This window comes from Methylobacterium amylolyticum (assembly GCF_030700245.1).
In the GTDB taxonomy this organism is placed as follows: Bacteria; Pseudomonadota; Alphaproteobacteria; order Rhizobiales; family Beijerinckiaceae; genus Methylobacterium.
In genome coordinates, this window is record NZ_JAUYZI010000046.1 from 1 (window position 1) to 25,086 (window position 25,086).

Here is a 25,086-nt window from a genome sequence, read left to right on the forward strand (position 1 = left end):
GCCCTTGCCCCCGCGCCGGTCCCGGTGCCCGCGGCGCCCCCGCGGCAAGCGGCCCGCGTCGAGAGCCGCCCGGCCGCGCGCCCGGCCGCGTCCCCCGCCCCCAATGGAGACAAGCGCGGCTGGCTGTCCGACCTGCTCAGCCGCGCCTCCCTGGACGACGAGGACGAGGCGGCCCCCGCCGCCCCGGCCCAGGGCCAAGGGGCGCGCGAAGGGGTGCGCGAAGGGACCCGCGACGGGGCCGTCTCCCGCGAGCAGCCGGCCTCCCGCGAGACGCCCCAGAATGCCGCCGAGACCGGCCGGATCGCCCTCGACACGATCTCGACCGACATCGCGCGGATGCTCGACCACCGCACGGCGGTCGATCTCTGGGAGCGCTACCGGCGCGGCGAGCCGAACCTGTTCGACCCGCGGATCTACACGCCGCAGGGCCGGGCGACCTTCGCGGAGATCCAGCGCCGCTACCGGAGCGACGCCGAGTTCCGCCGCAGCGTCGACCGCTACGTCGGCGAGTTCGAGCGCCTGCTCGGCGACGTGGTCAAGAACGACCGCGACGCCAAGCGGACCGACGCCTACCTGACCTCGGAGACGGGCAAGGTCTACACCATGCTCGCCCACGCCAGCGGCCGGTTCGACGGCGCCTGATACCCGCGGCGCCCGACGTTGACACGTCGGGCGCCGCCCGCCGCATCGGCGGCGGCGCGTCTTCACGCTCGCCGACGGCCGGGGGGCAGGACGAGTCAGCGGTTCCGGCCGTTGGTTATGAGACGCGGGACGCCGCTCCCGCCGCGCGGCGGGAGCGGGTTTTTTCTGGCGGGACGACCGCGCCGCGCGGGACGACCTCGTGGGCCCGCTCACGGGCCGGCGGCGACGGCCTCGGCGATCAGGTCGCAGAACGGGCCCACGAGGTCGTCCCGCGCGCCCGCCCGCGTGTGGATGACGTAATCGACCCCCGGCAGCGCGGGCAGGCCGCTCTCCGGGCCGAGCCGGACCGGCCCGCGGAGCGGCAGCCGGGCCCAGGCGGCGCAATAGCCGAACCCCGCCTCGATCGCCGCCTCGACCGCCGAGACGCTCGACACCTCGAACGCGCCGGTCCACGACCGGCCGGCCCCCTCCAGCGCCGCCAGCATCACAGTGCGCAGGCGGCTCGGGGCGAGCGGCAGCACCAGCGGGACCGGGTCGGGGACCGGGCCCGGCGCGTCGGCCCGCCCGATCCAGGCCAGCGGCTCGCTGCGCAGGAAGCGGGCGCCCGGCGTCCCGAGCGGACCGGACACCACCACGTCGAAGGCGCCGTCCGCGAAGCCCGCCGCCAGGGTCTCCGTGCGCCCCAGGACGATCCGGAGCGCGAGGCCGGGATTCTGCCGGGCCACGAGCCCCAGCACGCGCTGCAACGCCGTGAGGCCGAACATCTCGGTCAGCCCGACGTCGAGCCGCACCGGCCGCCCGTCGAGGCCGAAGCTCCGGCCGACCGCCTCGCTGAGGCCGATCATCGCCCGCGCGTGGCGCAGCAGGATCTCGCCGTCCGGCGTCAGCGAGACGCCGTCCGCCCCGCGCCGGAAGAGCCTGCGCCCGATCAGCGTTTCGAGCCGCGCGACCTGCTGGCTGACCGAGGGCTGGCTCAGGCCGAGGGCGCGGGCCGCGCGCCCTACCCCGCCGTGCTCGGACACGGCCACGAAGGTGCGGATGTTGTCGGTGTAGAAGCGCGCCTCGGCGCGGTCCCCGGAACCCGTGCCCGCCCCGGAACCCATGCCGCCCCTCCGACCGGAGCCGGGCCCGGACCGCGCGCCGCCGGACGGGCCCCGCCGGGTCCGGCCCCCGCTCCGGCGGGAGCGCTCTATCGCGCCGGCCGGCGAACGGCAAACGCGCCGCCGCGGGCCCCGCCGCACCGCCGGATCCGTCCGGACCCATAACGTCGGACCTATGCCGGCATCGGGCGCGCGCCCTCTTGTGTGCGGGGGCCGGATGGGCTTCTTTGGGCGCCGCAGGAGCCGGCTCCCATGACGGTGGTGCACCCTCGCGGCCGGCGCTCTCGCGAAGCTCTCGCGCGACGGACCCGGAACGATCACAGGTCTCGAACTGCCCATGCGCGTCCCAATCCCGTCATGCGCGCGCGCGAACCGGGCGCGGCCGGCGCGGTGCCGGGCGAGGTCTCGGAGGGAGAGGTCTCGGGGTGCGAGGTCTCCGGGGGCGGGGGCGCGCGGCGTAGGGCCTGACCGGTCCCGCCGCCGATGACGGCCAGCTTCGCCGGCCTGCCGCTCAGCCGCTGGCTGTTCGCCCTGCGGATCTGGCTCGCCGTCCACCTCGCCCTCGGCGTCGCGTTCTGGATCCAGCTCGACGGCGCCAGCAGCGCGGGCGTCACCGCCGCCATCCTCGCCCTCCAGACCCGCGGGCAGATCATCGAGAAGTCGGCCTACCGCTTCCTCGGCACGGCCGTCGGCGGGGTCGTGTCGATCGTCATCGTCGGCCTGTTCGCGCAGGCCCGCGACCTCTACGTGATCGCCTACTCCGCGTGGCTCGCCGCCTGCGTCTTCGCCGCCGGCTTCCTCGACGGCAACCGCGCCTACGGCGCCGTCATCTGCGGCTACACCGTCTCGATCGTCGCGGTGTTCCAGATGGACGATCCCGGCGGCCTGTTCTCGGCGATCCTCAACCGCTGCGCGGCCATCGCCATCGGCATCGCCAGCATCACCCTCGTCGTCGACCTGTTCTCGGGTCCGGAGATCGGGCCGGGCCTGCTCGACCGCATCGGGCGGGGCCGCGAGGCGGTGCGCGCCTTCGCGGACGGCCTGCTGCGCGACGGGCCGGGGGCGGGCACGGACGCCCGGGCGGCGGCGATGCTGCGCACGGTCTCGGACCAGCACCCCCTCCTCAACGCGCTCCCGGTCGAGGCGGTGTCGGGGACGGCGCGGGCCGGGGCCGTGCGCGCCGCGCTCGCCGCCTTCGTCGGCGAGATCCGGGCCGCCCGCGCCCTCGCCGTCTCCCGGCACGGGCGCGGCGGCGACCCGCGGCTGCGCGCCCTGATCGAGCGGCGGCTGACGGGCGAGCTCGCCGCCCGGCGCGAGGCCGCCGCCCAGGCCTACGCGGCGGCCCGCGCCGGCCGGCCGGTCCCGCACCCGCCGCGCATGCCGATCTACCGCCCCCGGGAGAACGCCCTGCGCAACGCCCTGCGCGCCTTCCTGGCGAGCGTGGCGTCCGGATTCCTGTTCGTCCTGACCGGCTGGCCGATGACCTCGGTCGCCTGGGGCATGGTCGGCGTCGTGATGTGCCTGTCCGCCAACGCCCCCGATCCGGCGGTGATGAGCCGGTCCGCCGTCATCGCGGTCCCGGCCGCCGTCGTGGCCGGCGGGATCACGCAGTTCCTGATCCTCGGGGGCGTCGACGCCTTCCCGCTGCTGATGCTCGGCACCGCGCCGGCCCTGTTCGCCAGCCTGCTGCTGACCTCGAGCCCGGTGCCGACGCGGGCCGGCATCGGGCTGCTCGTGACCGTGTTCACCCTGGCCATCGTCGGGCCCAGCAACCCGCAGAGCTACGACCCGCAGACCTACGTCACCGACGCGATCCTGTTCGTGACCGCCGCGCTGCTGGTCTTCGTGCTCGTGCGGGTGCTGTTCCCGACCACCGGCGCGCAGCGGCGGCGCTGGGCGCTGGACGCCGCGCGCCGCGACATGCGCGACGCCCTGCGCGGCGCCGGGCGGGCGCGGCCGGACGGCGAGACCCGGCTGCTCGACGCCAGCCGGATCGGCACGCTCGCCGCCCTGCCCGGGACCGGGCCGGCCGACCTCGCCGCCGCCCTGCGGATGGCCGACCTCGCCCGGGCGGCGCGCCGGGTCCGGCGCGGGCTCGACCGGCTCGCGCCCCCGGGACCGGGCGGGACGGCGCCCGATCTCGACCGGCGCGCCCGCGCGGCGCTGGCCGCGGCGGACGCGGACGGCCTGAGACGGGCGGCGGACGCGCTGCTCGCCGCCGGCGACGACGCGGATCGCCTGGCGCTCGCCGCCGACATGGCCTGGGCGGCCGACCTGATCGACGCGCCCGCCGAACCCGCGACGGAGGCGGTGCGGTGAGCGGGACCTTCCACGAACTCGTGCTGGGCGGCGTGCTGGTCTCGCCGTTCGTCACCTACGTCGCCGCGGCGCTCGCCGTGTTCCTGCTGCTGCGCCCGGTCCTCGCCCGGGTCGGGTTCGAGGACCTGTTCAGCGCGCCGCCGGTGGCGCTGCTCTCCCTCTACGTCGTGATCCTCGCCCTCCTGATCGTGCTGCTCTGAGCCATGACCACCGACCGAACCCCGGAGCCCGACGGCCGGCCCCCCGCGCCTCCGCCCGACGCGCCTCCACCCGACGCGCCTCCGCCCGACGCCGCTCCGCCCCTGCGCTGGGCCGAGGAGCCGCCGCCCGCGCGCGCCGGCCTCGCGCGGCGGGCCGCGCGCTACGCCGCCACCGCGCTGATCTTCGCCGCCGCCCTGCTCGGCGCGCTGGTGATCTGGGACTACTACATCCTCGCCCCCTGGACCCGCGACGGGACCGTGCGCGTCCAGGTCGCCAATGTCGCCCCGCAGGTCTCCGGCCAGATCACCGAGGTGCGGATCGTCGACAACCAGTACGTCAAGCGGGGCGAGGTGCTCTACGTCATCGACCCGTTCGACTACCGGGTGAAGCTCGCCAGCGCCAAGGCGAACGTGAAGCAGTCGGCGGCCGACTACCAGGTCAAGCGCGAGCAGGCGAAGCGGCTGCTGGCGCTCGGCACCGCCGCCACCACCGCCCAGCAGCAGCAGGCGGCCGTGGGTGCGGCGGACGCCGCCGAAGCCACCTTCCAGCAGGCGCAGCAGCAGCAGGACCAGGCCGAGATCAACCTGCGGCGCACGCAGGTGACGAGCCCGGTCAACGGCTTCGTCACCAACCTGCTGATGCGGGTCGGCGACTTCGCCGCCACCGGCGACGCCAACGTCTCGGTGATCGACACGGACTCGTACTGGATCGACGGCTACTTCGAGGAGACCAAGCTCGGGCGGATCTGCGTCGGCGACCGGGCCGAGGCGCAGCTCATGGGCTTCGCGGCGCCGATCGTGGGCAAGGTCGACACGATCACCCGCGGCATCGCCGTGTCGAACGCCGCGTCGGGCACGCAGGGCCTGCCGAGCGTCAACGCGGTCTACACCTGGGTGCGGCTCGCCCAGCGCGTGCCGGTGCGGGTGCGCATCACCGAGGTGCCGCCCGGCGTGCCCCTGGTCTCCGGCCTGACCGCGACCGTGACCGTGCGCAAGGGCGCGGCCGGGGCGCCCGGGCCGCTCGCCGCCCTGACCGGGCGCGTGCGCGACGTGTTCGCCCCGCCCGCGCCGTCGCCGGACTGCATCCCGCCGACGCTCGGCGGCACCGGCCCGGTGGCGCGCCTGCCCGAGCCGCAGCCGACGCCGGCGCAGACCCCGGAGCAGATCGCCCCCGGGCTCGCCGACGGCCTGACGGCGAAGCCCCAGCAGCCCTGAGCGGGGCGGGGCCCGGCTCAGGTCACGGCAGACCGTCAGAGCAGGCCGAGGCCCGCCAGCTCCCGGCGCAGGGCCTCCGGCATCTCGGCGAGGTCGCCCGACAGGCCGGCGGCGAGGTCGGCGGGGGCGTCCCCCGCGGCGAGGTAGCGCCAGCCCTGGAACGGGCGGCACGGGCGCGGCGCCACCGGCACGATCCGCGGATCGAGGACGAGGCGGCAGCGCGGCACCCCGTCGGCGCCGGTCGTCGGCTCGATCGTGGCGACGCCCTGGCGGCAGCAGAGCGTGCCGCGGATCACCCAGTAGAGCGAGCCGCGTCCGGCGATCTCGCTGTGGCGCTTGGGCAGCATGCGGGTGACGTGGACCGGGGCCTCCGGCCGGCCCTCTTCCCGGGCCTGGACCGCGACCCGCGCCTGCCGCGCCTCCAGCTCGGCGATCGAGGCCGGTCCGACGCAGAGCTTGAGCAGGTGCAGGGCCACGGGTCCGTCCGGGGGCGCCCTCTCGCGGGCGGGGCGCCCCTATAGCAGGGGCGGGCGCGGCGCGCGCGGGGCGCGCCCCGGGATCGCGTCAGGCGAACAGCGCGAGGCGCATCTCGGGAGACAGCGCGTCGATCTCGGCGAGGCCCAGCCCGGACCAGGGGCCGGCCGAACAGCCCGGGACCGGACCGCCCGGGGCCTCGGCGGCCGCGGCCCAGAGGCCGGGCACCGGCTCGGCCGCCGCCGCCTCCGCTGCCTCCGCCCTCTCCACCTCGGCGACGGGCACGAACACGATGTCCTCGTGCAGCGTCGGGGCGCCGGGCAGCGCGACGATCGCCGCCGCGGTGACCGCGGGCACGTCCATGGCGATGTAGCGGTCGACGTCGCTCTGGCAGAGATCCTCGGCCTTGGGGCCGGCGGGCGCCTGCGGGGGCGGGATCCGGTCGCCGTCCCGGCTCCAGATGGCGATCATCGCCGCGAGCCGGTCCTCCAGGTAGCGCAGCGTGTAGACGATCCGCGCGGTGCGCTGGGCGGTCAGGTCCTGGAACGAGCAGGCGGTGTAGATCGTGGTGGCGTGCCGGTCGAGGGCGTCGCAGGCCGTCGGGTCGGCGCCGCGCTCGCGCAGGGACCACGCCGCCTCCTGCACCGCCTCGGCGGCGCCGAGGATGTCCGAGGTCGCGTGCTCGGTCGCCCGCACGATCGCGTCGAGCGCCTGCGAGGCCAGCGCGAGGCGGGTCTGGTCCTGGTCGGGCTCGCTGATCGCCGCGATCTCCGCCTTGGTCCGGCTGATCGCCGCGGCCATCTCCATGAGGTCGCCGCGCAGGTGCCCGACCCCGTCCGGGCCGCGGTCGGCCATCACCGTCCGCTCCACGCGCTGGATCGCCGCGAGCAGGGTCTGGGTGTCCTCGCCCCGGGCGCGGCGGGCGTGCTCGGCCAGGAAGCGGCGGCCCGGCTCGGTCGCCCGCATCGTCGCCTCGATCGCCGCGTAGGCGTCCGGGGCCGGCGCGGCCGAAGGGGAGGGACCTGACATCGGCGCTTCCGAACAGGGGCGGCCCGGGGGGCGGGCGGTTCCGGCCGGAGCCGCGCCCGGAGCCGGATCGCGTCTCGGGACGTCTGATGGGCCGCGAATTTGACAGGGCGTGCTTAACGCGGGCTTACGGCGCTCCGCTCCCGCCGCGACGGTCCCCGTGCCCCCCTCCCCCCGTTCCGGCGCCGCGCGCCTGTCCCTCCTCTACGCCGTCGTCTTCACCGAGATCGGCATCGCCATGCCGTTCATGCCGGTCTGGCTCGACGCGCTCGGCCTCGACGCCGGGGTGATCGGGCTGCTGCTGGCGCTGCCGATCGCCACGCGGATCGTCGCCACCGCGCCGCTGATGGCCCTGATCGACCGCGGGCTCGGGGCCCGGCGGCTGATCGCGCTCGGCAGCCTCGGCGTGGCGCTCACCTACGCGCTGATGCCCCCCGCCGCGGGCCTGGGCTGGGGCGCGCTCGCGGCGCTCACCGTGCTCAATGCCGTGGCCGGGGCGCCCTTGGTGCCCTCCATCGACTACCTGACGCTCGCCGCCGCGCGCCGCGACCCCCGGATCTCCTACGCCCGGATCCGGATGGGCGGCTCGGTCGCCTTCCTGCTGGCGAGCCTCGCCGCGGGCGCCCTGTTCTCGGCGCTCGGCGGCCGGGTCGCGGTGCCGCTGCTGCTCACCGGCCTCGCGCTGGCGGCGAGCCTCACCGCCGCCCTCGCCCGCCCGCCGGCCGCCCCGGCGCAGGCGCCCGCGACGGGGGGACGGCCGCGCCTGCCGCGGGCGCTGTGGCTATTCATCGGCGCCGCCGCCGCGATCCAGGCGAGCCACGGGGCGGTCTACGGCTTCGGCAGCATCTACTGGACGGCCCACGGCATCCCCGCCGCCTGGATCGGCGCCCTGTGGGCGGTCGGCGTGCTGGCCGAGATCGCGCTGTTCGCCGCCTTCCCGCGCCTGCCGACGGCCTGGAAGAGCCCCGCGCGGCTGCTCGGCCTCGGCGGCGGCGCCGCGCTCCTGCGGGCGCTCGGCCTGTTCCTCCTCGGCGACCGGCTCGCCGCCCTGGTGCCGCTCCAGTGCCTCCACGGCCTGACCTTCGGCGCGACCCAGCTCGGGGCGATGGCCGCGGTCTCGGCGCTGGCCCCCGATGGCGCCCGCGGCCGGGCCCAGGGGACGCTGAGCGCGGTGAACGCCGGGGTCTCGGTCTGCGCGACGCTGGCGAGCGGGCTGGCCTACCGGGCGGGCGGCCCCCTCGCCTTCCTGCTGATGGCGCCGCTGGCCGCAGCGGGCCTCGGCCTCGCGGCGGCCGCGCGGCGGGCGGGGGCAGGCTCGGGGATGGAGAGGATTCCGCAACCCTAATCTCGTCATAACCGGACGGCAGGATAGGACCCGCAACGCGAAGGAGACCGGTTCGTGCTGACCGAGGGGCTCGCGCCCGGCACGGCATCGCTGCAGGCGGCTGGCGACGGGCGCATGGCGCTCGGCGGCCGCTGGACCGCGGACCAGGCCCCGGCCGTGGAGGCGGCGGCCGCGCGGCTGGCCGCGGCCGGCCGCGGCGCGGCGCTCGCCGTCGACATGGCCGGGATCGAGCGCCTCGACACGCTGGGCGCCTGGGTGCTGGAGCGGACCCGCGCAGAGATCGAGGCGGCGGGCGGGCGGCTCGCCTATCTCGGCGCCGCCCCCGAGCACCGCACCCTGCTCGGCGAGGTGGCCGCGCGCGGCGCCGAGCCCGCCCCGGCCCGGCCGGGGCTCGGCCCGGTGATGGGCGCCCTCGACGGCGTCGGCCGCGCGACGGTGCGCGCCGGCCGGGAATGCGTGGAGGGGATCGCGGTGCTCGGCGAGGTGATCGCCGCCTGCGGCCGGGTGCTCGCGCGTCCCGGCAGCTTCCGCGGCACCGCGCTGGTCAACCAGATCGAGCAGGTGGCGCTCAACGGCGCGCCGATCATCGTGCTGATCTCGTTCCTCGTCGGCGGCATCGTCGCCCAGCAGGGCATCTTCCAGCTCCAGCGCTTCGGCGCGCAGACCTTCGTCGTCAACCTGATCGGCCTGCTGATCCTGCGCGAGCTCGGCGTGCTGCTCACCTCGATCATGGTCGCGGGCCGCTCCGGCTCGGCGATCACCGCCGAGATCGGCTCGATGCGCATGCGCGAGGAGGTCGACGCCCTGCGCGTGATGGGCCTCGACCCGATCGAGATCCTGATCGTGCCCCGGGTCCTGGCGCTGATGATCGGCCTGCCGATGCTCACGCTGATCGGCGACCTCGCCGCGCTGACCGGCGGCGGCCTGACCGCCATGCTCTACGGCGGGCTGACGCTGGACCAGTTCCTCGCCCGCCTCCAGGCGGCGGTCGGCGTCCACCACATCCTCGTCGGCCTCATCAAGGCGCCGTTCATGGCGCTGATCATCGGGGTCATCGCGACCGTCGAGGGCTTCGCCGTCGAGGGCTCGGCCGAGTCGCTCGGCCGCCACGTCACCGCCTCAGTCGTGAAGTCCATCTTCATGGTCATCGTCCTCGACGGCCTGTTCGCGGTGTTCTTCGCCGCCATCGACTTCTGAGTCTCTTTGTGACGTCTCCCGCCCTCCCGGACGCCCGCGCCCCCGAGCCCCGAACCATCATCCGGGTGCGCGACCTCGTCGTGGGTTTTCGCGACCGGGACGTGCTGAAGGGGCTGAGCCTCGACATCCGCGCCGGCGAGATCCTGGGCTTCGTCGGGCCCTCGGGGCAGGGCAAGTCGGTGCTGACCCGCACCATCCTCGGGCTCAACCCGAAGCGCTCGGGCACGATCGAGGTGTTCGGCCGCGACATGGACGGGCTCACCTACGCCGAGCGGCGGCGGGTGGAGCAGCGCTGGGGGGTGCTGTTCCAGCAGGGCGCCCTGTTCTCGGCGCTCACCGTCAAGCAGAACATCCAGGTGCCGATGCGCGAGCATCTCGACCTGTCCGAGCGCCTGCTCGACGAGTTCGCGAGGCTCAAGATCGAGATGGTCGGCCTGAAGCCGGACGCGGCCGACAAGCTGCCCTCGGAGCTGTCGGGCGGCATGATCAAGCGCGCCGCGCTGGCCCGGTCCCTCGCCTTGGATCCCGAGATCCTGTTCCTCGACGAGCCGACCTCGGGCCTCGACCCGATCGGCGCGGGCGAGTTCGACGACCTCGTCTCGACGCTGAAGGAGACGCTGGGCCTGACCGTGTTCATGGTCACCCACGACCTCGACAGCCTCTACACCGCCTGCGACCGCATCGCGGCGCTCGGCGACGGCCAGATCATCGCCGCCGGCACGATCGACGAGATGCTGGCGAGCGACCATCCCTGGCTGCGCTCCTACTTCCACGGCAAGCGCGCCCGCGCCGTCGTGGCGGGAGCGCCCGCCCATGCCTGACATCGAGATCCGGGTCTGACCCCATGGAAACCCGCGCGAACTACGCCCTGATCGGGGCCTTCACCCTCGCCGTGATCGTGGCGGGCTTCGGCTTCGTGCTGTGGCTCTCCGGCGGCTCGTCGCGGCAGGTGGCGCAGGCCGTGCGGGTCGTGTTCTCCGGCTCGGTCGGAGGCCTGTCGCGCGGCTCCAGCGTCAACTTCAACGGCATCAAGGTCGGCGAGGTCACCGACATCCACCTCGCGCCGCAGGATCCGCGCCGGGTGATCGCGCAGATCAAGGTCGAGCCCTCGACGCCCCTGCGGGCCGACACCCGCGCCCGGCTCGACTCGGCGATGCTGACCGGCGTCTCGGTGATCTCGCTCTCGGGCGGCAACGCCGACGCGCCGGTGCTGACGCCGGGCGCCAACGGCGAGCCGCCGACCATCTTCGCGGATTCCTCCGACATCCAGGACATGATGGCGCTCGCCCGCCAGGTGGCGCAGCGCGCCGACGAGATGCTCGCCCGCCTCGACCGGATCGTGGCCGGCAACGAGGGCGCCATCAACCGCTCGCTCGCCAACGTCGAGGCCTTCTCCAAGACGCTCGCCGACGCCGGCCCCAACATCGCGACCCTCGTGAAGGCGGTGGACGGGGCCAAGCTTGGCCGCGTGATCGACAACGCCGACCGCTTCTCGGCGGCCCTGTCCTCCGCCTCCCCCGACGTCGAGGCGGCGATCCGCGACGCCCGGGCGCTCGCGGCCAAGCTCAACGCCTCCGCCGACAAGATCGACGGCGTGCTGAGCGGCGCCCAGAGCTTCCTCGGCTCGGCCTCGGGCAAGGAGGGGACGAGCACCTTCACCGAGATCCGCGAGGCGGCGATGTCGGTGCGCGACGCCGGCAAGGCGTTCCGCGTCATGTCGGAGAACCTCGACAAGCGCACCGCGATCATCACCGCCAATTTCGGCAAGCTCTCGGGCAGCGGCCGGCGGGAGGTCGAGGCCCTGTCGGGCGACGGCCAGCGCACCCTCAACACCCTGAACCGCACCGTGCGCAACCTGGAGCGCGACCCCTCCCAGGTGATCTTCGGCGGCAAGCCGTCGTTGCCCGAATACAACGGTGGCCGCTGAAACGCGGCCCCGGCGGCCCGATGTGCTGCGGCACACGGCACGGCGTGAAGGAAATCGGGGTTACTGCGGCAGAGCTTGCACAGCCCCGCCGCCCGTCGGCGGGGTCTTTCCGGTCGCCCGCATGATCCGCTTCCCGCACGTCCCTGCCGCGCTCCTGCTGGCCGCCGCCCTCGGCGGCTGCGGCGGCGCCGCGCCCCTCACCTTCGACCTCGCGGCCCTGCCGCCGGCCGGCCGGCCCGTCGCGGCCGGCCGCTCGGTCGTGGTCTCGGAGCCGGTGGGCATCCAGCCCTTCGAGGCGGACCGGATCATCGTGCGCGAGCCCGGCGGCGCCCTCTCCTTCCTGGGCGGCGGCCAGTGGGCCGACCGGCTGCCGCGGCTGATCCAGACCCGGATCATCCAGAGCCTGGAGAATGCCGGGCGGCTGCGCTCGGTCAGCCGCCCCGGCGACAAGGTGGCCGCCGAGTACCAGCTCATCAGCGAGATCCGCGCCTTCGACATCCAGGCGGCCACCGGCGAGGCGGTGGTCGACCTCTCGGTCAAGCTCGTGGCCGACGGCACCGGCCGCGTCGCCGCCGCGCGGATCTTCACCGCCCGCGTGCCGGTGGCCAAGATCGACGCCGGCAACGGCGCCCGGGCGCTCGACCAGGCGCTTGTGGTGGTGCTCGCCGACATCGTCCGCTGGGTGAGCACGGGGCGGTAGCATCGCGGGGCTCGGACACGCGGTCGCCGCCTCCGAACCGGGCCCCGGAACCCTCTACCCTGCGCCGGCCGTGCTGCGCAGCGTCCGGTCGGGCGAGGGTTGGCCCGCCTCATCGGCCCGGTAGACGCTCAGGACGATGATCCGTTCGGGCTGCGCGGGATCGATCGTCACGACGGCTCGCATCTCGCCGGCGCGGACGATGAAGGTTTCCTCCTCGCGTCCCAGCCGGACGGCGTTCTCGGGATTCGTCAGCGTGCCGGGCTGCTGCGCCACCCGCTCGACGATGGCCAGGAGGCGGTTCACGTCCGTCTCGGTGATGTCCCGCCCGCGCATGCGCTCGACGGCGGACTGGGTGAAGACGGCGTTCACGACTGGCGATCTCCTGTCCCGGGCCCGAACATGCGTCTGACGTCGTCGAGCGTGCGCAGCTTCCCGTCCTCGATGTCGCGTTTGGCGGCCTCGATCATCGGGCCGATCAACTCCCGAAGGGCGATGCCCAGCACGTCCGTCTCGCTGAGGGCCCGACGGATCCGTCCTTCGTGGCGGGCCGCGCCCCAGCCGTAGAGCCCCATCAGCAGCAGGACGACCAGAAGGAGCCAGAACGACAGGCTGCGCGGCGTGGCCGTCCAATCGAGACCCTGCACTCCATCGACCGTCTTCGTGATCTCGAAGATGTAGGCGCCCGAGAGAATGTTGCCAAGCAAGCCGAACAGCCCGAGGCCGACGGCCTTCATCAGGGGATGGTCGAACAGCAGTCGCCCGATGCGCTCCATCGGATAGGTCCCGATTCCCACCCGTACCATGTGGCACGGTGGACAGGTCGGCGATAGCCGTCCCGCCTCATCGAGGACCGCGCGGCCGCTCTTGCCAAGCTCGGCCTCCCTTCGCTACAGACGGATCCGCATCAAGAGTTGGGCCGACGCCCGACGCCAACCTGCCGTTCCGGGCAAGGTGGCGCTCCGCGAGGAGGATGTGGCCGAGCCGGCAACCCAACGGATCAAGCCACGCGCGTCGGGCCCGGACGAGGGACCCGCGCGCCGTGCCGATCAAGATACCCGACGATCTCCCCGCCAGCCGGGTCCTCGAAGCCGAGGGCGTGGCGGTGATGCGCGAGACCGACGCCGTGCGCCAGGACATCCGGCCGCTGCGGATCGGCCTGCTCAACCTCATGCCCAACAAGATCGACACCGAGACGCAGCTCGCCCGCCTGCTCGGCGCGACCCCGCTCCAGGTCGAGCTGACCCTGGTGCGGATGACCGACCACGTCGCCCGCAACGCCTCCGCCGACCACATGGCGGCGTTCTACAGGCCGTGGAGCGCCGTGCGGGACGAGCGGTTCGACGGGTTCATCGTCACGGGGGCGCCGGTGGAGCGGCTGCCGTTCGAGGCGGTGGGCTACTGGCCGGAGCTGCGCCGGGTGTTCGACTGGACGCGCTCGCACGTCCACGCCTGCCTCGCGATCTGCTGGGCGGCGCAGGCGGCGCTCCACCACTTCCACGGCGTCCCGAAGCGGACCCTGCCGCGCAAGGCGTTCGGCGTCTTTCCCCACCGCAACCTCGCCCCGGCCTCGCCCTACCTGCGGGGCGTCTCGGACGACTTTCCCGTCCCCGTCTCCCGCTGGACCGAGGTGCGGCGTGAGGACATCCCGGCGGGCCGCGGCCTGTCGGTGCTGGCCGAGAGCGCGGAGACCGGCCTGTGCCTGCTGAGCGAGCCGGAGCACCGCGCGCTCTACATGTTCAACCACCTCGAATACGACACGGCGACGCTCGCCGCCGAGCACGCGCGCGACGCCGACGGCCCGGCGCCCGCGCACTACTTCCCCGACGACGACCCGTCCCGGCCGGCGGAGAACCGCTGGCGCAGCCACGCCCACTTGCTGTTCGGGAACTGGATCGCCGAGATCTACCGGACGGCGCCGTTCGACCCGGCACGGATCGGGGCCGCTACTCCATCACCGCGGCCTTCATGATCACCACCATGGTCGCCCGCCCCGGCCCCTCCGTGCAGCGCACGAGGTGGGGCCGGTCGCAGCGGTAGCGGAGCGTCTCGCCGGCCCGGGCGCGCTGCACGGCGCCGCCGATCTCGACCTCGAAGGCGCCCTCGGTGACCGACAGCGACTCCACCGAGCCGCGCTGGTGGGGATCGGAATCGAGCACCCCGCCGAGGTCGGCCGAGACCGCGTACCATTGCAGCCACTCGATGGTCTTGACCCAGCCGATGATCGCCAGCCGCACCCGGCCGTCCTCGGAGACGAGGATCGGCGTGTCGGAGCGCGACGCCTTCTCGATGAACGGCTCCTCGTCGCCCGCCGCCAGCACCCGCTCGATCGACACGTCGAGCGCCTGCGACAGCCGCCAGATCGTCGCCAGCGTCGGGTTGGTCTCGTTGCGCTCGATCTGGCTGATGATCGACTTGGCCACCCCCGATTGCTCGGCGAGTTCCGACAAGGAGAGGTTGTAGGCCTTGCGCAGCCGCTGGATCGTCTTGCCGAGCTGGCCCGAGAGCGCCTGCGCCCCCGTCAGCAGGTCCCGCGCCCGGCCCCGCTCCAACCGTTCCGCCTGATCCTGCATCGCACCCGGAGCCCGCCGGATCGTTCCGTTATCCGAACGATCGTACGCTTCTATCAAACGCAAGTGGGCCCCCGGCGCAAGCCGCGCCGCGGCGGCGAGCTCCGGACGCCCGCGCGAAAGGCGTCAGGACCACTGGGCGTGGAAGTGGTGCACCGGGCCGTGGCCGGCCCCGATCGCCAGCCTGTCGGCGGCCCCGATCGCCGCGGTGAGGTAGGCCTTGGCCTCCGCCACCGCCTCCGCGAGCCCGAGCCCCCGGGCGAGCCCGGCCGCCACCGCCGCCGACAGGGTGCAGCCGGTGCCGTGGGTGTTGCGCGTCGCCACCCGCGCGGCCGCGTAGGTCCGGGATGTCCCGTCCGCCAGGACCAGGATGTCGGTGCTCTCGGGACCCGTGCCGTGGCCGCCCTTGACCAGCACGGCGCGGGCGCCCCCCGCCGCGAGCCGCCGCGCCTGATCCGCCGCCGCGCCGGGATCCCCGGCCACGCCCTCGCCGAGCAGCACCGCCGCCTCGGGCAGGTTCGGGGTGATCAGGTCGGCCCGCGGCAGCAGCCGCTCCCGCAGCCGCGCCACCGCCTCCTCGGCGATCAGCCGGTCGCCGCTGGTGGCAACCATCACCGGGTCGAGCACCACCGGGATCTTGTCCGCATGCCGTTCCAGGCCCTCGGCGACCGCGTCGATCACCTCCGGCCGCGACAGCATGCCGATCTTCACCGCCGAGACGGCGAGGTCGGAGAACACGCTGTCGATCTGCCGCGCGACGAAGTCCGCCGGCACGTCGTGGATCGCCTGGACGCCGCGGGTGTTCTGGGCGGTGAGCGCGGTGAGCACGCTCGCCCCGTAGACGCCGAGCGCCGAGAAGGTCTTCAGGTCGGCCTGGATCCCGGCGCCGCCGCCGGAATCGGAGCCGGCGATCGTCACCGCGATCGGCGTTTTTTTCGGACTCGTCATCGGACGGGCCCTCGGGCCTCCAGCGCCGCGTCGATCCGCCCGCGCAGGTCGCGGGCACGCTGGCGCACGGGCACCTCCTCGGACCTCTGCCCGAACAAGGCCGTGATCACTGCCACCCCGTCGGCGCCGGCCGCGATCACGGGCGACGTGTTCTCCGCCGTGATGCCGGCGATCGCGCCGAGCGGCAGCCCCTGCCCCCGGGCGAGCCGCGCCCGGAAGGCGATCCGTCCGAACCCGTCGAGGCCCACCGGCGGGTCCGGGTTGTCCTTGCTGGTGGTGGCGAACACGCCGCCGATGCAGGCGTAGTCCACCGGCAGCCGGTACAGCTCGTCGGCCTGGGCCCCCGTCTTGAGGGTCAGGCCGATGATCGCGCCCGCCCCCATGAGCCGCCGCGCGTCGGACGGGTGCAGGTCGCCCTGGCCGAGATGCACCCCGTCGGCCCCGGCCGCGAGCGCGAGGTCGACCCGGTCGTTGACGAGCACCGGCGCGCGGCCCCCGACCGCGGCCAGGATCGCCCGGATCCGGACCAGGGCGGCGCGGGCGTCGGGGATATCCTTCTCGCGGTACTGGAGCAGGGTGCAGCCGCCGGCCACCGCCTCGGCGGCCATCCGTGCGAGGGCGTCGCCATCCCCGCCGCAGACGCCGACGTCGAGCAGGCCGTAGAGCCGCAGGTCCACCGCCCGCGCCCCGCCCGTCTCGACCTTCCCGATCGCGGCCATCGCTCCCCGCCGTCCCTGCCCAGACTTGCACCCGTTTGATCTGCGCCTGTTTGGGCGGCCCCCGCGCCGCTGGCAAGCGGCCCGCTGGATCCGCGGCATTGCCGTCCCTATCTCGGCCGGAACACGCCGCCCCGATCGCGGAGTTCGAAAGAATGTCAGGCACCACCCGTTCGAGCGCAGACCTCGACCCGCGCCGCCGCCGCACCCTGTACCGGGCGTGGCACCGGGGCATCCGCGAGATGGACCTGATTATGGGCCGCTTCGCCGATGCCGAGATCGGCGCCCTCACCGAGGCCGAGCTGGATCAGTTCGAGGCGCTGATCGAGGTGCCCGACCGCGACCTGTTCAAGTGGCTCACCGGCGAGGCGCAGACCCCGTCGAACTACGACACCCCGGTCTGGCGCCGGCTGCGGGACTTCCACCGGCACGACGCGCCGATCCACTCCTGAGCGCCGCACCGGCCGCGCGGTGGCGTGCCATGCAGGATCCGACAGAGAGCCGAGGCGTGATGAGCCAGACCCCCTACGACCACCCCGCCCGCTCGATCGCCACCGAGCTCGTGGTCCGGGTGATGCTGGACCTGATGGAGCGGGCCGACCCCGCTGTGCGCGGGACGGTCCTGCGGGAGGCCGCCGCCCGCGCCGGGGCGATGACCGAGGGCATGCCGAACGCGGAGTTCTTCCGGGGCCGGGTCGAGACGGCGCTCGCCGAGATCGTCGGGACGAAGGGTTGAGGGGACGGCCTCAGCCCGCCCGCTCGTTCTCCCGCATGTAATGCCGCAGCACCGCGTTGATCCGGTTCTGGTAGCCGCGTCCCTCCTTGCGGAAGTACCGCAGGACATCGCTGTCAAGCGTGACCGCCTCGGCGTTCTCGGCCGGCGCCGAGGCCGCCTCCCAGAACGCGTCGTCGAGGGCTGGGTGATCCGGGTCCGAGGCGGCCATGCGCTCGATCTCCGCGTCCGTCAGGGCGTCGAGCCGGGCACGGTCGCTCTCCGAGGCCACCGGCCGGTAGCTTCCATCGGGCTCGCGGCGCAGCAGGGTGCCGTCCGACAGGCGGGTGAAGACCATCTCACGCGCGTTCGCCATAGCGGGCACGCTCCTTCCGGTTGGCCGGCCACGCGGTGATGAGCCACGTGGTCGACCCGCGAAGAGTATAGACGACGGTGTCGATCCCGCCCGAGGCTCTGCCGACCGTGACCCGGCGCAGCTCTCCCTAATCGTGGCGAGCATCGACGACATCGAGTCGCGCGGTGTCCGCGAACATCTCCGCCATGTCCAGCAGGTCCAGATGCCGCTCCCTCAGCAAGATCGCGCGCTTCGCAGGATCACACCCGAACAGCCGTTCCATACTCAGGACATCTATGCGCACGCGCGCACCGATGCCAGCATCCGCCTCCGCCCGACCATACGACGCGGCCCGCGCCCTGGATCGGGCCGGCCCGATGGGCTAACGCCGGGCCGCGCCGCCCCTCCCCGCGCGGGCGGCGCCCGCGATCAAGACAGCCGATGGCCAAGCCGCACGCCAAGCCCCCCTCCAAGGCCCCCGCCCCGAATCCGGCCGCCAAGCCCGCGGCCGCCCGCTTCGCCCTGCCGAAGAACTCGGCGCTGACCCGGGCCCTCGACGCCCTGAAGCGCGGCGACAGCCCGACGCTCGCCGGCGTGCCCGAGGGCTTCGACGCGCTCATCGTCGCCGACCTCGCGCGCGCGCTCGCGCCGACGTCGGACGGGCCGGCGGTGCTGGTCCACGTCGCCCGGGATTCCGGCCGCTCGGCCGCGTTCCAGTCGGCGCTGGCCTTCGTCGCCCCCGAGATCGAGGCGATGATCCTGCCGGCCTGGGACTGCCAGCCCTACGACCGCACCTCGCCGACCACAGCGGTGGCCGCCCAGCGGGTCACGGCGCTCGCCCGCCTCAGCCGCACCCGCTCCTCCGAGGAGCGCCCGCGGGTGCTGTGCACCACCGTCAACGCCCTGGTGCAGCGGGTGCCGCCCCGCGCCCACGTGGCGCGCGAGACCTTCTCCGCGGCGATCGGCAACGCCGTGGCGATGGACGGCATTGTCGCCTGGGTCGAGGCCAACGGTTTTCTGCGCACGGGGACGGTGCGCGACACCGGCGAATATGCGGTGCGCGGCGGCATCCTCGACCTCTCGCCCCCGGGTCTCGCGGCGCCGATCCGCCTCGACTTCTTCGGCGACACCCTGGAATCGATCCGCGCCTTCGACCCCGAGACGCAGCGCACCACCGGCCAGCTCCGCGCGCTCGACCTCGTGCCGATGAGCGAGGTCCAGCTCACCACCGAGACCATCCGGCGCTTCCGCCAGGGCTACGTCCAGAGCTTCGGCGCCGCCACCCGCGACGACCGGCTCTACGAGACGGTGAGCGAGGGCCGGCGCTACGCCGGGCTCGAACACTGGATGCCGCTGTTCTACGACCGGCTCGACACCCTGTTCGACTACCTCCCCGGCGTGCCGCTGCTGTTCGACCCGCAGGTGGAGGAGGCGGCCGCCGAGCGGCTGGCCCTGGTGCAGGACTATTTCCAGGCCCGCGAGACCGCCCTCAAGACCCCGCAGGCGGGCGTCGCCCCCTACAAGCCGCTGCCGCCGCGCAGCCTCTACCTGACGCCGAACGAGCTGAAGGAGCGGGTCGGCGGGGCGGTGGTCGCCCGGCTGACGCCGTTCGACCAGCCGGATTCCCCCGAGCGCGCGGTGATCGATTGCGGCGCCAAGGCCGGGCGGAACTTCGCCCCCGAGCGGGCGGACGAGCATGCCAGCGTGTTCGACGCCGCGGTCGCCCACATCCGCGACCTCCAGGGATCCGGGCATCACGTGATCCTGGGATCCTGGTCCGACGGCTCCCGCGACCGGCTCTGCGGGGTGCTCACCGACCACGGGTTGCGCAAGCCGGTGGCGATCACCCGGCTGACCGACGTCTACGCCCTCAAGCGCGGCACCGACGCGGCGGTGGCGGTCTGGGGCCTGGAGGCCGGCTTCACCGTCGGCGACCTGGCGGTGGTGTCCGAGGGCGACATCCTCGGCGACCGGCTGGTGCGCCAGAAGCGCAAGGCCAAGCGGCCCCAGGACGTGATCCTGGAGGTGCAGGCCCTCCAGACCGGCGACCTCGTGGTCCACGCCGACCACGGCATCGGCCGTTTTTTGGGACTCAAGACGGTGCATGCCGCCGGGGCCCCGCACGACTGCCTGGAGCTGCAATACACCGGCGGCCAGCTCCTGCTGCCGGTGGAGAACATCGAGCTCCTGACCCGCTACGGCTCGGAGGATTCCGAGGTGGCGCTGGACCGCCTCGGCGGCGGGGCGTGGCAGGCCCGCAAGGCCAAGATGAAGCGCCGCATCCTCGAGATGGCCGGCGCGCTGATCAAGGTCGCCGCCCAGCGCTTCGTGAAGAAGGCCCCCGCCCTCAACGCGCCGGAGGGGCTCTACGGCGAGTTCGCCGCCCGCTTCCCGTTCGAGGAGACCGAGGATCAGGCCGGCGCCATCGACGCGGTGATCGACGACCTCAACGCCGGCCGGCCGATGGACCGGCTGGTCTGCGGCGATGTCGGGTTCGGCAAGACCGAGGTGGCCCTGCGCGCCGCCTTCGTCGCCGCGATCTCGGGCAAGCAGGTGGCGGTGATCGTCCCCACGACGCTCCTCGCCCGCCAGCACTACCGCACGTTCAGCGAGCGCTTCAAAGGGCTGCCGGTTCAGGTCGCCCAGCTCTCGCGCTTCGTCTCGGCCGGCGACATGAAGCAGACCCGCGCCGGCTTGGCGGCGGGCACCGTCGACGTGGTCGTCGGCACCCACGCGCTGCTCGCCAAGAACATCGCCTTCAAGGATCTCGGCCTGATCATCGTCGACGAGGAGCAGCATTTCGGGGTCAGTCACAAGGAGCGGCTGAAGGCGCTCCAGGCCGACGTGCACGTGCTGACGCTGTCGGCCACCCCGATCCCGCGCACACTGCAACTCGCCATGACCGGCGTGCGGGAACTGTCGATCATCGCCACGCCGCCGGTCGACCGGCTGGTGGTGCGCACCTTCGTGACGCCGTTCGACCCGCTGACCATTCGCGAGGCGCTGCTGCGCGAGCGCTACCGCGGCGGCCAGTCGTTCTACGTCGTCCCGCGCATCGAGGATCTGGCCGAGGTCAAGAAATTCCTCGACCAAGAAATGCCCGAGACCAAGGTCGCGGTGGCCCACGGCCAGATGGCGGCGGGGCAACTGGAAGACGTGATGACCGCCTTCTACGAGGGCAAGTTCGACGTTCTGCTCTCGACCACCATCGTCGAATCGGGCCTCGACATCCCCACCGCCAACACGCTGATCGTCCACCGGGCCGACATGTTCGGGCTGGCCCAGCTCTACCAGCTCCGCGGCCGGGTCGGCCGCTCCAAGGCGCGGGCCTACGCCCTGTTCACGACGCCGGCCGGCCGCCAGCTCACGGCGCAGGCCGAGCAGCGCCTCAAGGTGCTCCAGAGCCTCGACACGCTGGGGGCGGGCTTCCAGCTCGCGAGCCACGACCTCGACATCCGCGGCGCCGGCAACCTGCTCGGCGACGCGCAGTCCGGCCACATCAAGGAGGTCGGCTACGAGCTCTACCAGCAGATGCTGGAGGATGCCGTCACCGCGCTGAAGGCGGGCATCGAGGACGTGCCGGAGGAGGCGTGGTCGCCGACCATCGCGCTCGGCGCGCCCGTCACCATCCCCGAGGACTACGTCGAGGATCTCGGCGTGCGGCTCGGCCTCTACCGGCGGCTCGCGACCATCCAGGACGATGCCGAGATGGAGGCGTTCGGCGCCGAGATGATCGACCGGTTCGGGCCGCTGCCGCCCGAGGTGGAGCAGCTCCTGAAGATCGGCACGATCAAGATCCTCTGCCTCAGGGCCAACGTCGAGAAGGTCGAGGCCGGCCCGAAGGGCGTCGTCGTCCATTTCCGCGACCGGTCCTACGCCAACCCGCAGGGGCTCGTGGCCTACGTCGCCGAGCAGGCGAGCTTCGCGAAGGTGCGCCCCGACATGAGCGTGGTGTTCGTGCGCGAATTGCCGGCGGTCCCGGCGCGGCTGAAGACCGCGACAGAGGTGCTGCGCAGCCTCGTGAAGATCGCCGAGCGGGGGAAGAAGGCGGCGTGAGGCGGTCGCGGTCGAGTCACACGCGACTGAGCAGGTCGATCGCGTCTTCCGTGAACTCGATCCGCCCGTCCCAGTAGCTCAGGAGCACGTCGAGGTTCAGCGCGACCCAGGCCCGCAGAAGCGCCTCGTCCCCGACGCCGAGGCGCGGGCCGTCGGTGTGCTGGAAGGGCCGGAGCTGGTACGAGCCCATCTGGTCGGGCTGGACCCGCGGTCCCGGGGAGACCTTCACGCGGGCATCGTGCCGCGCCCTCGCCCGCTGGGAGATGAAGACCACGAACGGCAGCCCGGTCGTCTTCGAGCGCAGGTTCGCCATGCCGTAGGTGGCCTGTCCCTGGGCGTCGGTCGCGGGAAGGGCCGGGGGGGCGTCCATATCGACCTCCGTCGTGAGCCCCGCATTATCCGCGCGCGACGCGACCCGGTGCAAGGTCTGTCCAAAGTCTGCCCGTTGCGCCGCCCGCCCATCTCTGGCTCTCTCCGGCCGGGCGGGGGACTGAGCGGATGGCGGATTCGGCGCGGGCCGGCGTGCCCGGGCGGGCGGGGGCGGAGAAGCCCGGCCTGTTCCTCCCCCTGCTCACCGACATCCGCGTCGCCGCCATGCTGGGCCTCGGCTTCGCGCAGGGCATGCCGTTCCTGCTCGTCTACGCCACGCAGTCGGCGTGGCTCGTCCAGGCGCAGGTGCCGCTGGCGACCATCGGGCTGATGAGCGAGCTGACCATCGCCTACAAGCTCAAGTTCCTCTGGGCCCCGTTCCTCGACCGCCACGACGCGCCGCTGCTCGGCCGCCTGCTCGGCCGGCGCCGGGGCTGGATCGTCACCTCGCAGATCCTCGTGGCGCTGGCGCTCGCCGGCGTCGCCTTCGGCGATCCCGCGCACTGGCTCGCCTGGACGGTGGTGTTCTCCCTGGCGCTCGGGTTCGCGGGGGCGACGCAGGACATCGTGATCGACGGCTGGCGCATCTCCGCCGCGGCCCCGGAGCGGCAGGCGCTGATGTCGTCCTGGGCCGAGATCGGCTTCCGGATCGGCAACCTCGCGGCGGGGGCGGGGGCGCTCTACCTCTCCGACCTCTACGGCTGGCGCGTCGCCTACCTGTGCATGGCCGCGCTGATGGCGCCGGGCATGGTGGCCGCGTGGCTCGCCCCCGAGCCGCCGATGCCGGTCCCGTCCCCGGCCGGGTTCCGGGAGACGGTGTGGGCGCCGATCCGCGACCTGCTGGCCCGGCTCGGACCGCTGGCCTGGCCGGTGCTGCTGCTGGTCGCGGGGTTCCGGATGCCGGGCTACGTCTCGAACGCCATGGCGATCCCGCTGTTCAAGGAACTCGGCTTCTCGAACACCGACATCGCCACCGTCACCAAGCTGTTCGGGTTCTGGATCGCGCTGGGCGGCACGTTCCTGGCGAGCGCGGTCATCCCCCGGATCGGCATCACCGGCAGCCTGCTGATCGGCACGGTGGTGGCCTCGGCCTCGCACCTCGCGCTCGCCTTCCTCGCGTGGCACGGCGGGGCGGGGGGCGAGGCGTTCTGGGTGTTCACGCTGAGCGTCGGGATCGACGGCTTCGCCTACGCCTTCGCCTCGATCGTGCTGATCACCTACATGTCGCGCCTCTCGGCCACCGAGCACGCGGCGAGCCAGTACGCGCTGCTCACCTCGCTCTGCGCCCTGCCCGGCTCGCTGCTCGCCGGCTTCTCCGGCTTCGTGATCGAGGCGACCGGCTTCGCGTGGTTCTTCGTCGGCACGTCGCTGATCGGCGTGCCGGTGGCGCTGCTCGCCGTCTACGTCGCCCGCCACCACGGGCCGGTGGAGGAACGGAGCGCCGCCGCCTGAGCGATGCGGGCCTCCCTGTCCCGGGCCGGCCCGCGGCGCGAGGCCCGCCCTTAGCCGGAGATTAACCCTGACAGCGGCTTAATGGGGCGGACGACGATTCCTCCCCAGACGGGCCGGGCCGGAACGACGCGCGCGGGACCCCGGCGCGCGAACGGTCGCCGGCGCCCGCGCGGGGCCCCGCGTGCGTGAGTTCCCGGATGGCCCAGGTTGCGTACTCCCCGGCGGCGTCTCCCCGCTGGGACAGCCGTCGCGATGCCCGCGCGTCCGCGGATGCGGGTTTCGCCCTCGCCTTCGAGGAGCCGGACGCCGCCCCGGCCGGACGCCGCCCCGCCCCGCCCTATCCCAGCGCCATGCGCCGGGCCCGCCGCCGGGCGCGCCTGACCGTCCTGGCCTCCGTGGCCGCAGCCGCCGCGGCCGGCTGGGCGGTGCTCGCCGAGCCGCCCGGCGGCGCGCCCGCGCCGACGCGCCCGGTCGCGTCCGCGGAGGCTCCGGTCCCGGCCCGCCCGGCCCCTCCCAGGCCGGACATCGCCTGGATGCTCGACCCCACCCCCGCCCTGGGCGTCGCCGCCGCGCTCGCCGACGCGGCCCCGCCCGCCCCGGCCTTCCGGATCGCCGCGGTCCCGAGCGCGCCCGCCCCGGTCGCGGCCGCCCATGTCGCGCCGGCCGAGCCCGTCGCCGCGATCGCGCAGGCGCCGGTCCGGGAGCCGGTGCGGGTCGCCGCGGCGACGCCGGCTGCGGTGACGGCCCCCGGCCCGGTCGCCGCGCTCGTGCCCCTGCCGGTCGCCCGGCCGCCGGAGCTGCGGCGCCCGCAGGTCGTGCCGGCGACCCGGGTCGCCGGCCGCCAGCCCCTGCCCCGCACCCGGGACGTCTTCCGCGCCGCGATGGCGGAGGAGCCCTCCTTCCTCGAACGGCTGTTCGGCGGGGGCCCGGCCGAGACGGCCCCCCGGACCACCGGCGCCCTCGCCTACGCCGACCCGGACGCGGTGGCCGCGCCCCGCCCGCGGCTGGTCCCCGGCCCCTCGGCGAGCCCGTCCGCGAGCCCTTCGGCCGCCACGGCGGTCTACGACATCACCGCCGGCACGGTGACGCTGCCGGGCGGCGAGGTGCTGGAGGCCCATTCCGGCTACGGCGCGATGATGGACGACCCGCGCTACGCCCACGTGCGCATGCGCGGGCCGACGCCGCCGGGCACCTACGACCTCACCGAGCGCGAGCGCCCGTTCCACGGGGTGCGGGCGATCCGCATGACGCCGGTGGGCGGCTCCGCCGCGATCCACGGGCGCGACGGCATCCTCGCCCACACCTACATGCTGCGTCAGCCCGGCGCCTCGAACGGCTGCGTCGTGTTCCGCGACTACCCGCGCTTCCTGAACGCCTTCCTGCGGGGCGAGGTCCGGCGGATGGTCGTGGTGGCCGGCGGCCGCGGCGACTTCTTCGGGAGCGCCCGGCGGATCGCGGACCGCTGAGGCGGGGCGGCCGCCCTCCCCGCTCGGCGCGGCCCCGTCAGCGGCGGTGATGCCGGCCGCCGCGGCCCCCGTGGAAGCCCCCGTGCCAGCCCCGGTGCCAGCCGGCGTGCCGGAAGCCGCCCCAGCGGTGTCCACCCCAGCGATGTCCACCCCAGCGGTGGCCGCCGTGCCAGGCGAAGCGGCGGTTCCAGCCGCCCCGCCAGCCCCAGCCGCGGTGCCACGCGGCGTGGCGGTGCCAGGCGTAGCCGCGGTGCCAGGCGTAGCCCCGGTGCCAAGCGTAGCCCCGGTGCCAGCCCCAGC

26 protein-coding genes and 1 riboswitch are annotated in these 25,086 nt (G+C 74.3%); of the genes, 15 read left to right on the forward strand and 11 right to left on the reverse strand.

Annotation, left to right across the window (positions count from 1 at the left end; all coding sequences use genetic code 11):
- Window positions 1-642 (forward strand): hypothetical protein (locus Q8W71_RS25190; RefSeq protein WP_305528164.1); only part of this gene is annotated, 642 nt, incomplete at its 5' end.
- Between the two features lie 209 nt (window positions 643-851).
- On the opposite strand, the gene Q8W71_RS25195 is transcribed toward Q8W71_RS25190, so the two are convergent.
- Window positions 852-1,745 carry a LysR family transcriptional regulator gene (locus tag Q8W71_RS25195; RefSeq protein ID WP_305528165.1) on the reverse strand — a complete coding sequence of 298 codons (894 nt, stop codon included), beginning with the start codon at window positions 1,743-1,745 and terminating at the stop codon, window positions 852-854.
- A gap of 480 nt (window positions 1,746-2,225) precedes the next feature.
- Here Q8W71_RS25195 and Q8W71_RS25200 point away from each other — a divergent pair, with 480 nt between their 5' ends.
- Genes Q8W71_RS25200 through Q8W71_RS25210 form a run of 3 tightly spaced genes read left to right on the forward strand, consistent with a single transcriptional unit; the run spans window position 2,226 to window position 5,476 of the window.
- On the forward strand, window positions 2,226-4,061 hold the full coding sequence (locus tag Q8W71_RS25200; protein ID WP_305528166.1) for an FUSC family protein: 1,836 nt from the start codon (window positions 2,226-2,228) through the stop codon (window positions 4,059-4,061).
- On the forward strand, window positions 4,058-4,261 hold the full coding sequence (locus Q8W71_RS25205) for a DUF1656 domain-containing protein (RefSeq protein WP_305528167.1): 204 nt from the start codon (window positions 4,058-4,060) through the stop codon (window positions 4,259-4,261). The genes Q8W71_RS25200 and Q8W71_RS25205 overlap by 4 nt, the downstream gene beginning before the upstream one ends.
- A 3-nt stretch (window positions 4,262-4,264) precedes the next feature.
- The gene (locus tag Q8W71_RS25210) at window positions 4,265-5,476 is read left to right on the forward strand and encodes a biotin/lipoyl-binding protein (RefSeq protein WP_305528168.1); all 1,212 of its coding nucleotides are present in this window, start codon (window positions 4,265-4,267) and stop codon (window positions 5,474-5,476) included.
- A gap of 35 nt (window positions 5,477-5,511) precedes the next feature.
- Here Q8W71_RS25210 and Q8W71_RS25215 read toward each other — a convergent pair whose 3' ends face one another.
- A complete protein-coding gene (locus Q8W71_RS25215) occupies window positions 5,512-5,952 on the reverse strand; it encodes a DUF1489 family protein (RefSeq protein ID WP_305528169.1) in 441 nt (146 codons plus the stop codon).
- Between the two features lie 88 nt (window positions 5,953-6,040).
- Window positions 6,041-6,979 carry a hypothetical protein gene (locus Q8W71_RS25220; protein WP_305528170.1) on the reverse strand — a complete coding sequence of 313 codons (939 nt, stop codon included), beginning with the start codon at window positions 6,977-6,979 and terminating at the stop codon, window positions 6,041-6,043.
- Window positions 6,980-7,136: 157 nt separating this feature from the next.
- On the opposite strand from Q8W71_RS25220, the gene Q8W71_RS25225 reads away from it, so the two are divergent.
- From Q8W71_RS25225 to Q8W71_RS25245, 5 genes are all read left to right on the forward strand, one after another.
- On the forward strand, window positions 7,137-8,321 hold the full coding sequence (locus Q8W71_RS25225) for an MFS transporter (RefSeq protein WP_305528171.1): 1,185 nt from the start codon (window positions 7,137-7,139) through the stop codon (window positions 8,319-8,321).
- Between the two features lie 114 nt (window positions 8,322-8,435).
- Window positions 8,436-9,518: an ABC transporter permease gene (locus Q8W71_RS25230; RefSeq protein ID WP_305528211.1), complete on the forward strand. Its 1,083-nt coding sequence runs from the start codon at window positions 8,436-8,438 to the stop codon at window positions 9,516-9,518.
- 8 nt (window positions 9,519-9,526) lie between these two features.
- Window positions 9,527-10,339, forward strand: coding sequence for an ABC transporter ATP-binding protein (locus Q8W71_RS25235; protein ID WP_305528172.1), 813 nt, complete (start codon window positions 9,527-9,529; stop codon window positions 10,337-10,339).
- Window positions 10,340-10,362: 23 nt separating this feature from the next.
- Window positions 10,363-11,445 (forward strand): MlaD family protein, encoded by a 1,083-nt coding sequence (locus Q8W71_RS25240; RefSeq protein ID WP_305528173.1) that lies wholly within the window; start codon window positions 10,363-10,365, stop codon window positions 11,443-11,445.
- A 121-nt stretch (window positions 11,446-11,566) separates the two neighbouring features.
- Entirely contained in the window at window positions 11,567-12,145 is a 579-nt protein-coding gene (locus Q8W71_RS25245) for an ABC-type transport auxiliary lipoprotein family protein (protein ID WP_305528174.1), read from the forward strand.
- A gap of 54 nt (window positions 12,146-12,199) precedes the next feature.
- Here Q8W71_RS25245 and Q8W71_RS25250 read toward each other — a convergent pair whose 3' ends face one another.
- Window positions 12,200-12,514 (reverse strand): hypothetical protein, encoded by a 315-nt coding sequence (locus Q8W71_RS25250; RefSeq protein ID WP_305528175.1) that lies wholly within the window; start codon window positions 12,512-12,514, stop codon window positions 12,200-12,202.
- Window positions 12,511-12,918, reverse strand: coding sequence for a hypothetical protein (locus Q8W71_RS25255; protein WP_305528176.1), 408 nt, complete (start codon window positions 12,916-12,918; stop codon window positions 12,511-12,513). Before Q8W71_RS25255 ends, Q8W71_RS25250 begins: the two co-directional genes overlap by 4 nt.
- A gap of 123 nt (window positions 12,919-13,041) precedes the next feature.
- A riboswitch (SAM-I-IV-variant riboswitch) is annotated at window positions 13,042-13,147 on the forward strand.
- A gap of 37 nt (window positions 13,148-13,184) precedes the next feature.
- Here Q8W71_RS25255 and Q8W71_RS25260 point away from each other — a divergent pair.
- Window positions 13,185-14,114 carry a homoserine O-succinyltransferase gene (locus Q8W71_RS25260; RefSeq protein WP_305528177.1) on the forward strand — a complete coding sequence of 310 codons (930 nt, stop codon included), beginning with the start codon at window positions 13,185-13,187 and terminating at the stop codon, window positions 14,112-14,114.
- Here Q8W71_RS25260 and Q8W71_RS25265 read toward each other — a convergent pair.
- The 3 genes from Q8W71_RS25265 to Q8W71_RS25275 all read right to left on the reverse strand — a co-directional run bounded on the left by Q8W71_RS25265 (window position 14,089) and on the right by Q8W71_RS25275 (window position 16,379).
- Entirely contained in the window at window positions 14,089-14,715 is a 627-nt protein-coding gene (locus Q8W71_RS25265) for a helix-turn-helix domain-containing protein (protein ID WP_305528178.1), read from the reverse strand. The two genes, Q8W71_RS25260 and Q8W71_RS25265, sit on opposite strands and share 26 nt — an antisense overlap.
- Window positions 14,716-14,838: 123 nt before the next feature.
- Window positions 14,839-15,660: a bifunctional hydroxymethylpyrimidine kinase/phosphomethylpyrimidine kinase gene (thiD, locus tag Q8W71_RS25270; RefSeq protein WP_305528179.1), complete on the reverse strand. Its 822-nt coding sequence runs from the start codon at window positions 15,658-15,660 to the stop codon at window positions 14,839-14,841.
- Window positions 15,657-16,379 (reverse strand): thiamine phosphate synthase, encoded by a 723-nt coding sequence (locus Q8W71_RS25275; RefSeq protein WP_305528180.1) that lies wholly within the window; start codon window positions 16,377-16,379, stop codon window positions 15,657-15,659. Before Q8W71_RS25275 ends, thiD begins: the two co-directional genes overlap by 4 nt.
- Before the next feature lie 152 nt (window positions 16,380-16,531).
- On the opposite strand from Q8W71_RS25275, the gene Q8W71_RS25280 reads away from it, so the two are divergent.
- The gene (locus Q8W71_RS25280) at window positions 16,532-16,828 is read left to right on the forward strand and encodes an FAD assembly factor SdhE (RefSeq protein ID WP_305528181.1); all 297 of its coding nucleotides are present in this window, start codon (window positions 16,532-16,534) and stop codon (window positions 16,826-16,828) included.
- Between the two features lie 59 nt (window positions 16,829-16,887).
- Complete coding sequence (locus Q8W71_RS25285) at window positions 16,888-17,112, forward strand: hypothetical protein (protein WP_305528182.1); 225 nt, start codon at window positions 16,888-16,890, stop codon at window positions 17,110-17,112.
- A gap of 10 nt (window positions 17,113-17,122) precedes the next feature.
- Here Q8W71_RS25285 and Q8W71_RS25290 read toward each other — a convergent pair whose 3' ends face one another.
- On the reverse strand, window positions 17,123-17,464 hold the full coding sequence (locus Q8W71_RS25290; RefSeq protein WP_305528183.1) for a BrnA antitoxin family protein: 342 nt from the start codon (window positions 17,462-17,464) through the stop codon (window positions 17,123-17,125).
- A gap of 127 nt (window positions 17,465-17,591) precedes the next feature.
- On the reverse strand, window positions 17,592-17,726 hold the full coding sequence (locus Q8W71_RS25295; RefSeq protein WP_305528184.1) for a BrnT family toxin: 135 nt from the start codon (window positions 17,724-17,726) through the stop codon (window positions 17,592-17,594).
- 158 nt (window positions 17,727-17,884) lie between these two features.
- Here Q8W71_RS25295 and mfd point away from each other — a divergent pair, with 158 nt between their 5' ends.
- Window positions 17,885-21,499 (forward strand): transcription-repair coupling factor, encoded by a 3,615-nt coding sequence (mfd, locus tag Q8W71_RS25300; RefSeq protein WP_305528185.1) that lies wholly within the window; start codon window positions 17,885-17,887, stop codon window positions 21,497-21,499.
- A 16-nt stretch (window positions 21,500-21,515) separates the two neighbouring features.
- Here mfd and Q8W71_RS25305 read toward each other — a convergent pair whose 3' ends face one another.
- The gene (locus Q8W71_RS25305; RefSeq protein ID WP_305528186.1) at window positions 21,516-21,869 is read right to left on the reverse strand and encodes a hypothetical protein; all 354 of its coding nucleotides are present in this window, start codon (window positions 21,867-21,869) and stop codon (window positions 21,516-21,518) included.
- Between the two features lie 128 nt (window positions 21,870-21,997).
- On the opposite strand from Q8W71_RS25305, the gene Q8W71_RS25310 reads away from it, so the two are divergent.
- Together Q8W71_RS25310 and Q8W71_RS25315 are read left to right on the forward strand one after the other, a co-directional pair.
- Window positions 21,998-23,320: an AmpG family muropeptide MFS transporter gene (locus tag Q8W71_RS25310; protein ID WP_305528187.1), complete on the forward strand. Its 1,323-nt coding sequence runs from the start codon at window positions 21,998-22,000 to the stop codon at window positions 23,318-23,320.
- Window positions 23,321-23,517: 197 nt separating this feature from the next.
- Complete coding sequence (locus tag Q8W71_RS25315; protein ID WP_305528188.1) at window positions 23,518-24,786, forward strand: DUF2778 domain-containing protein; 1,269 nt, start codon at window positions 23,518-23,520, stop codon at window positions 24,784-24,786.
- Window positions 24,787-25,086: the final 300 nt, after the last annotated feature.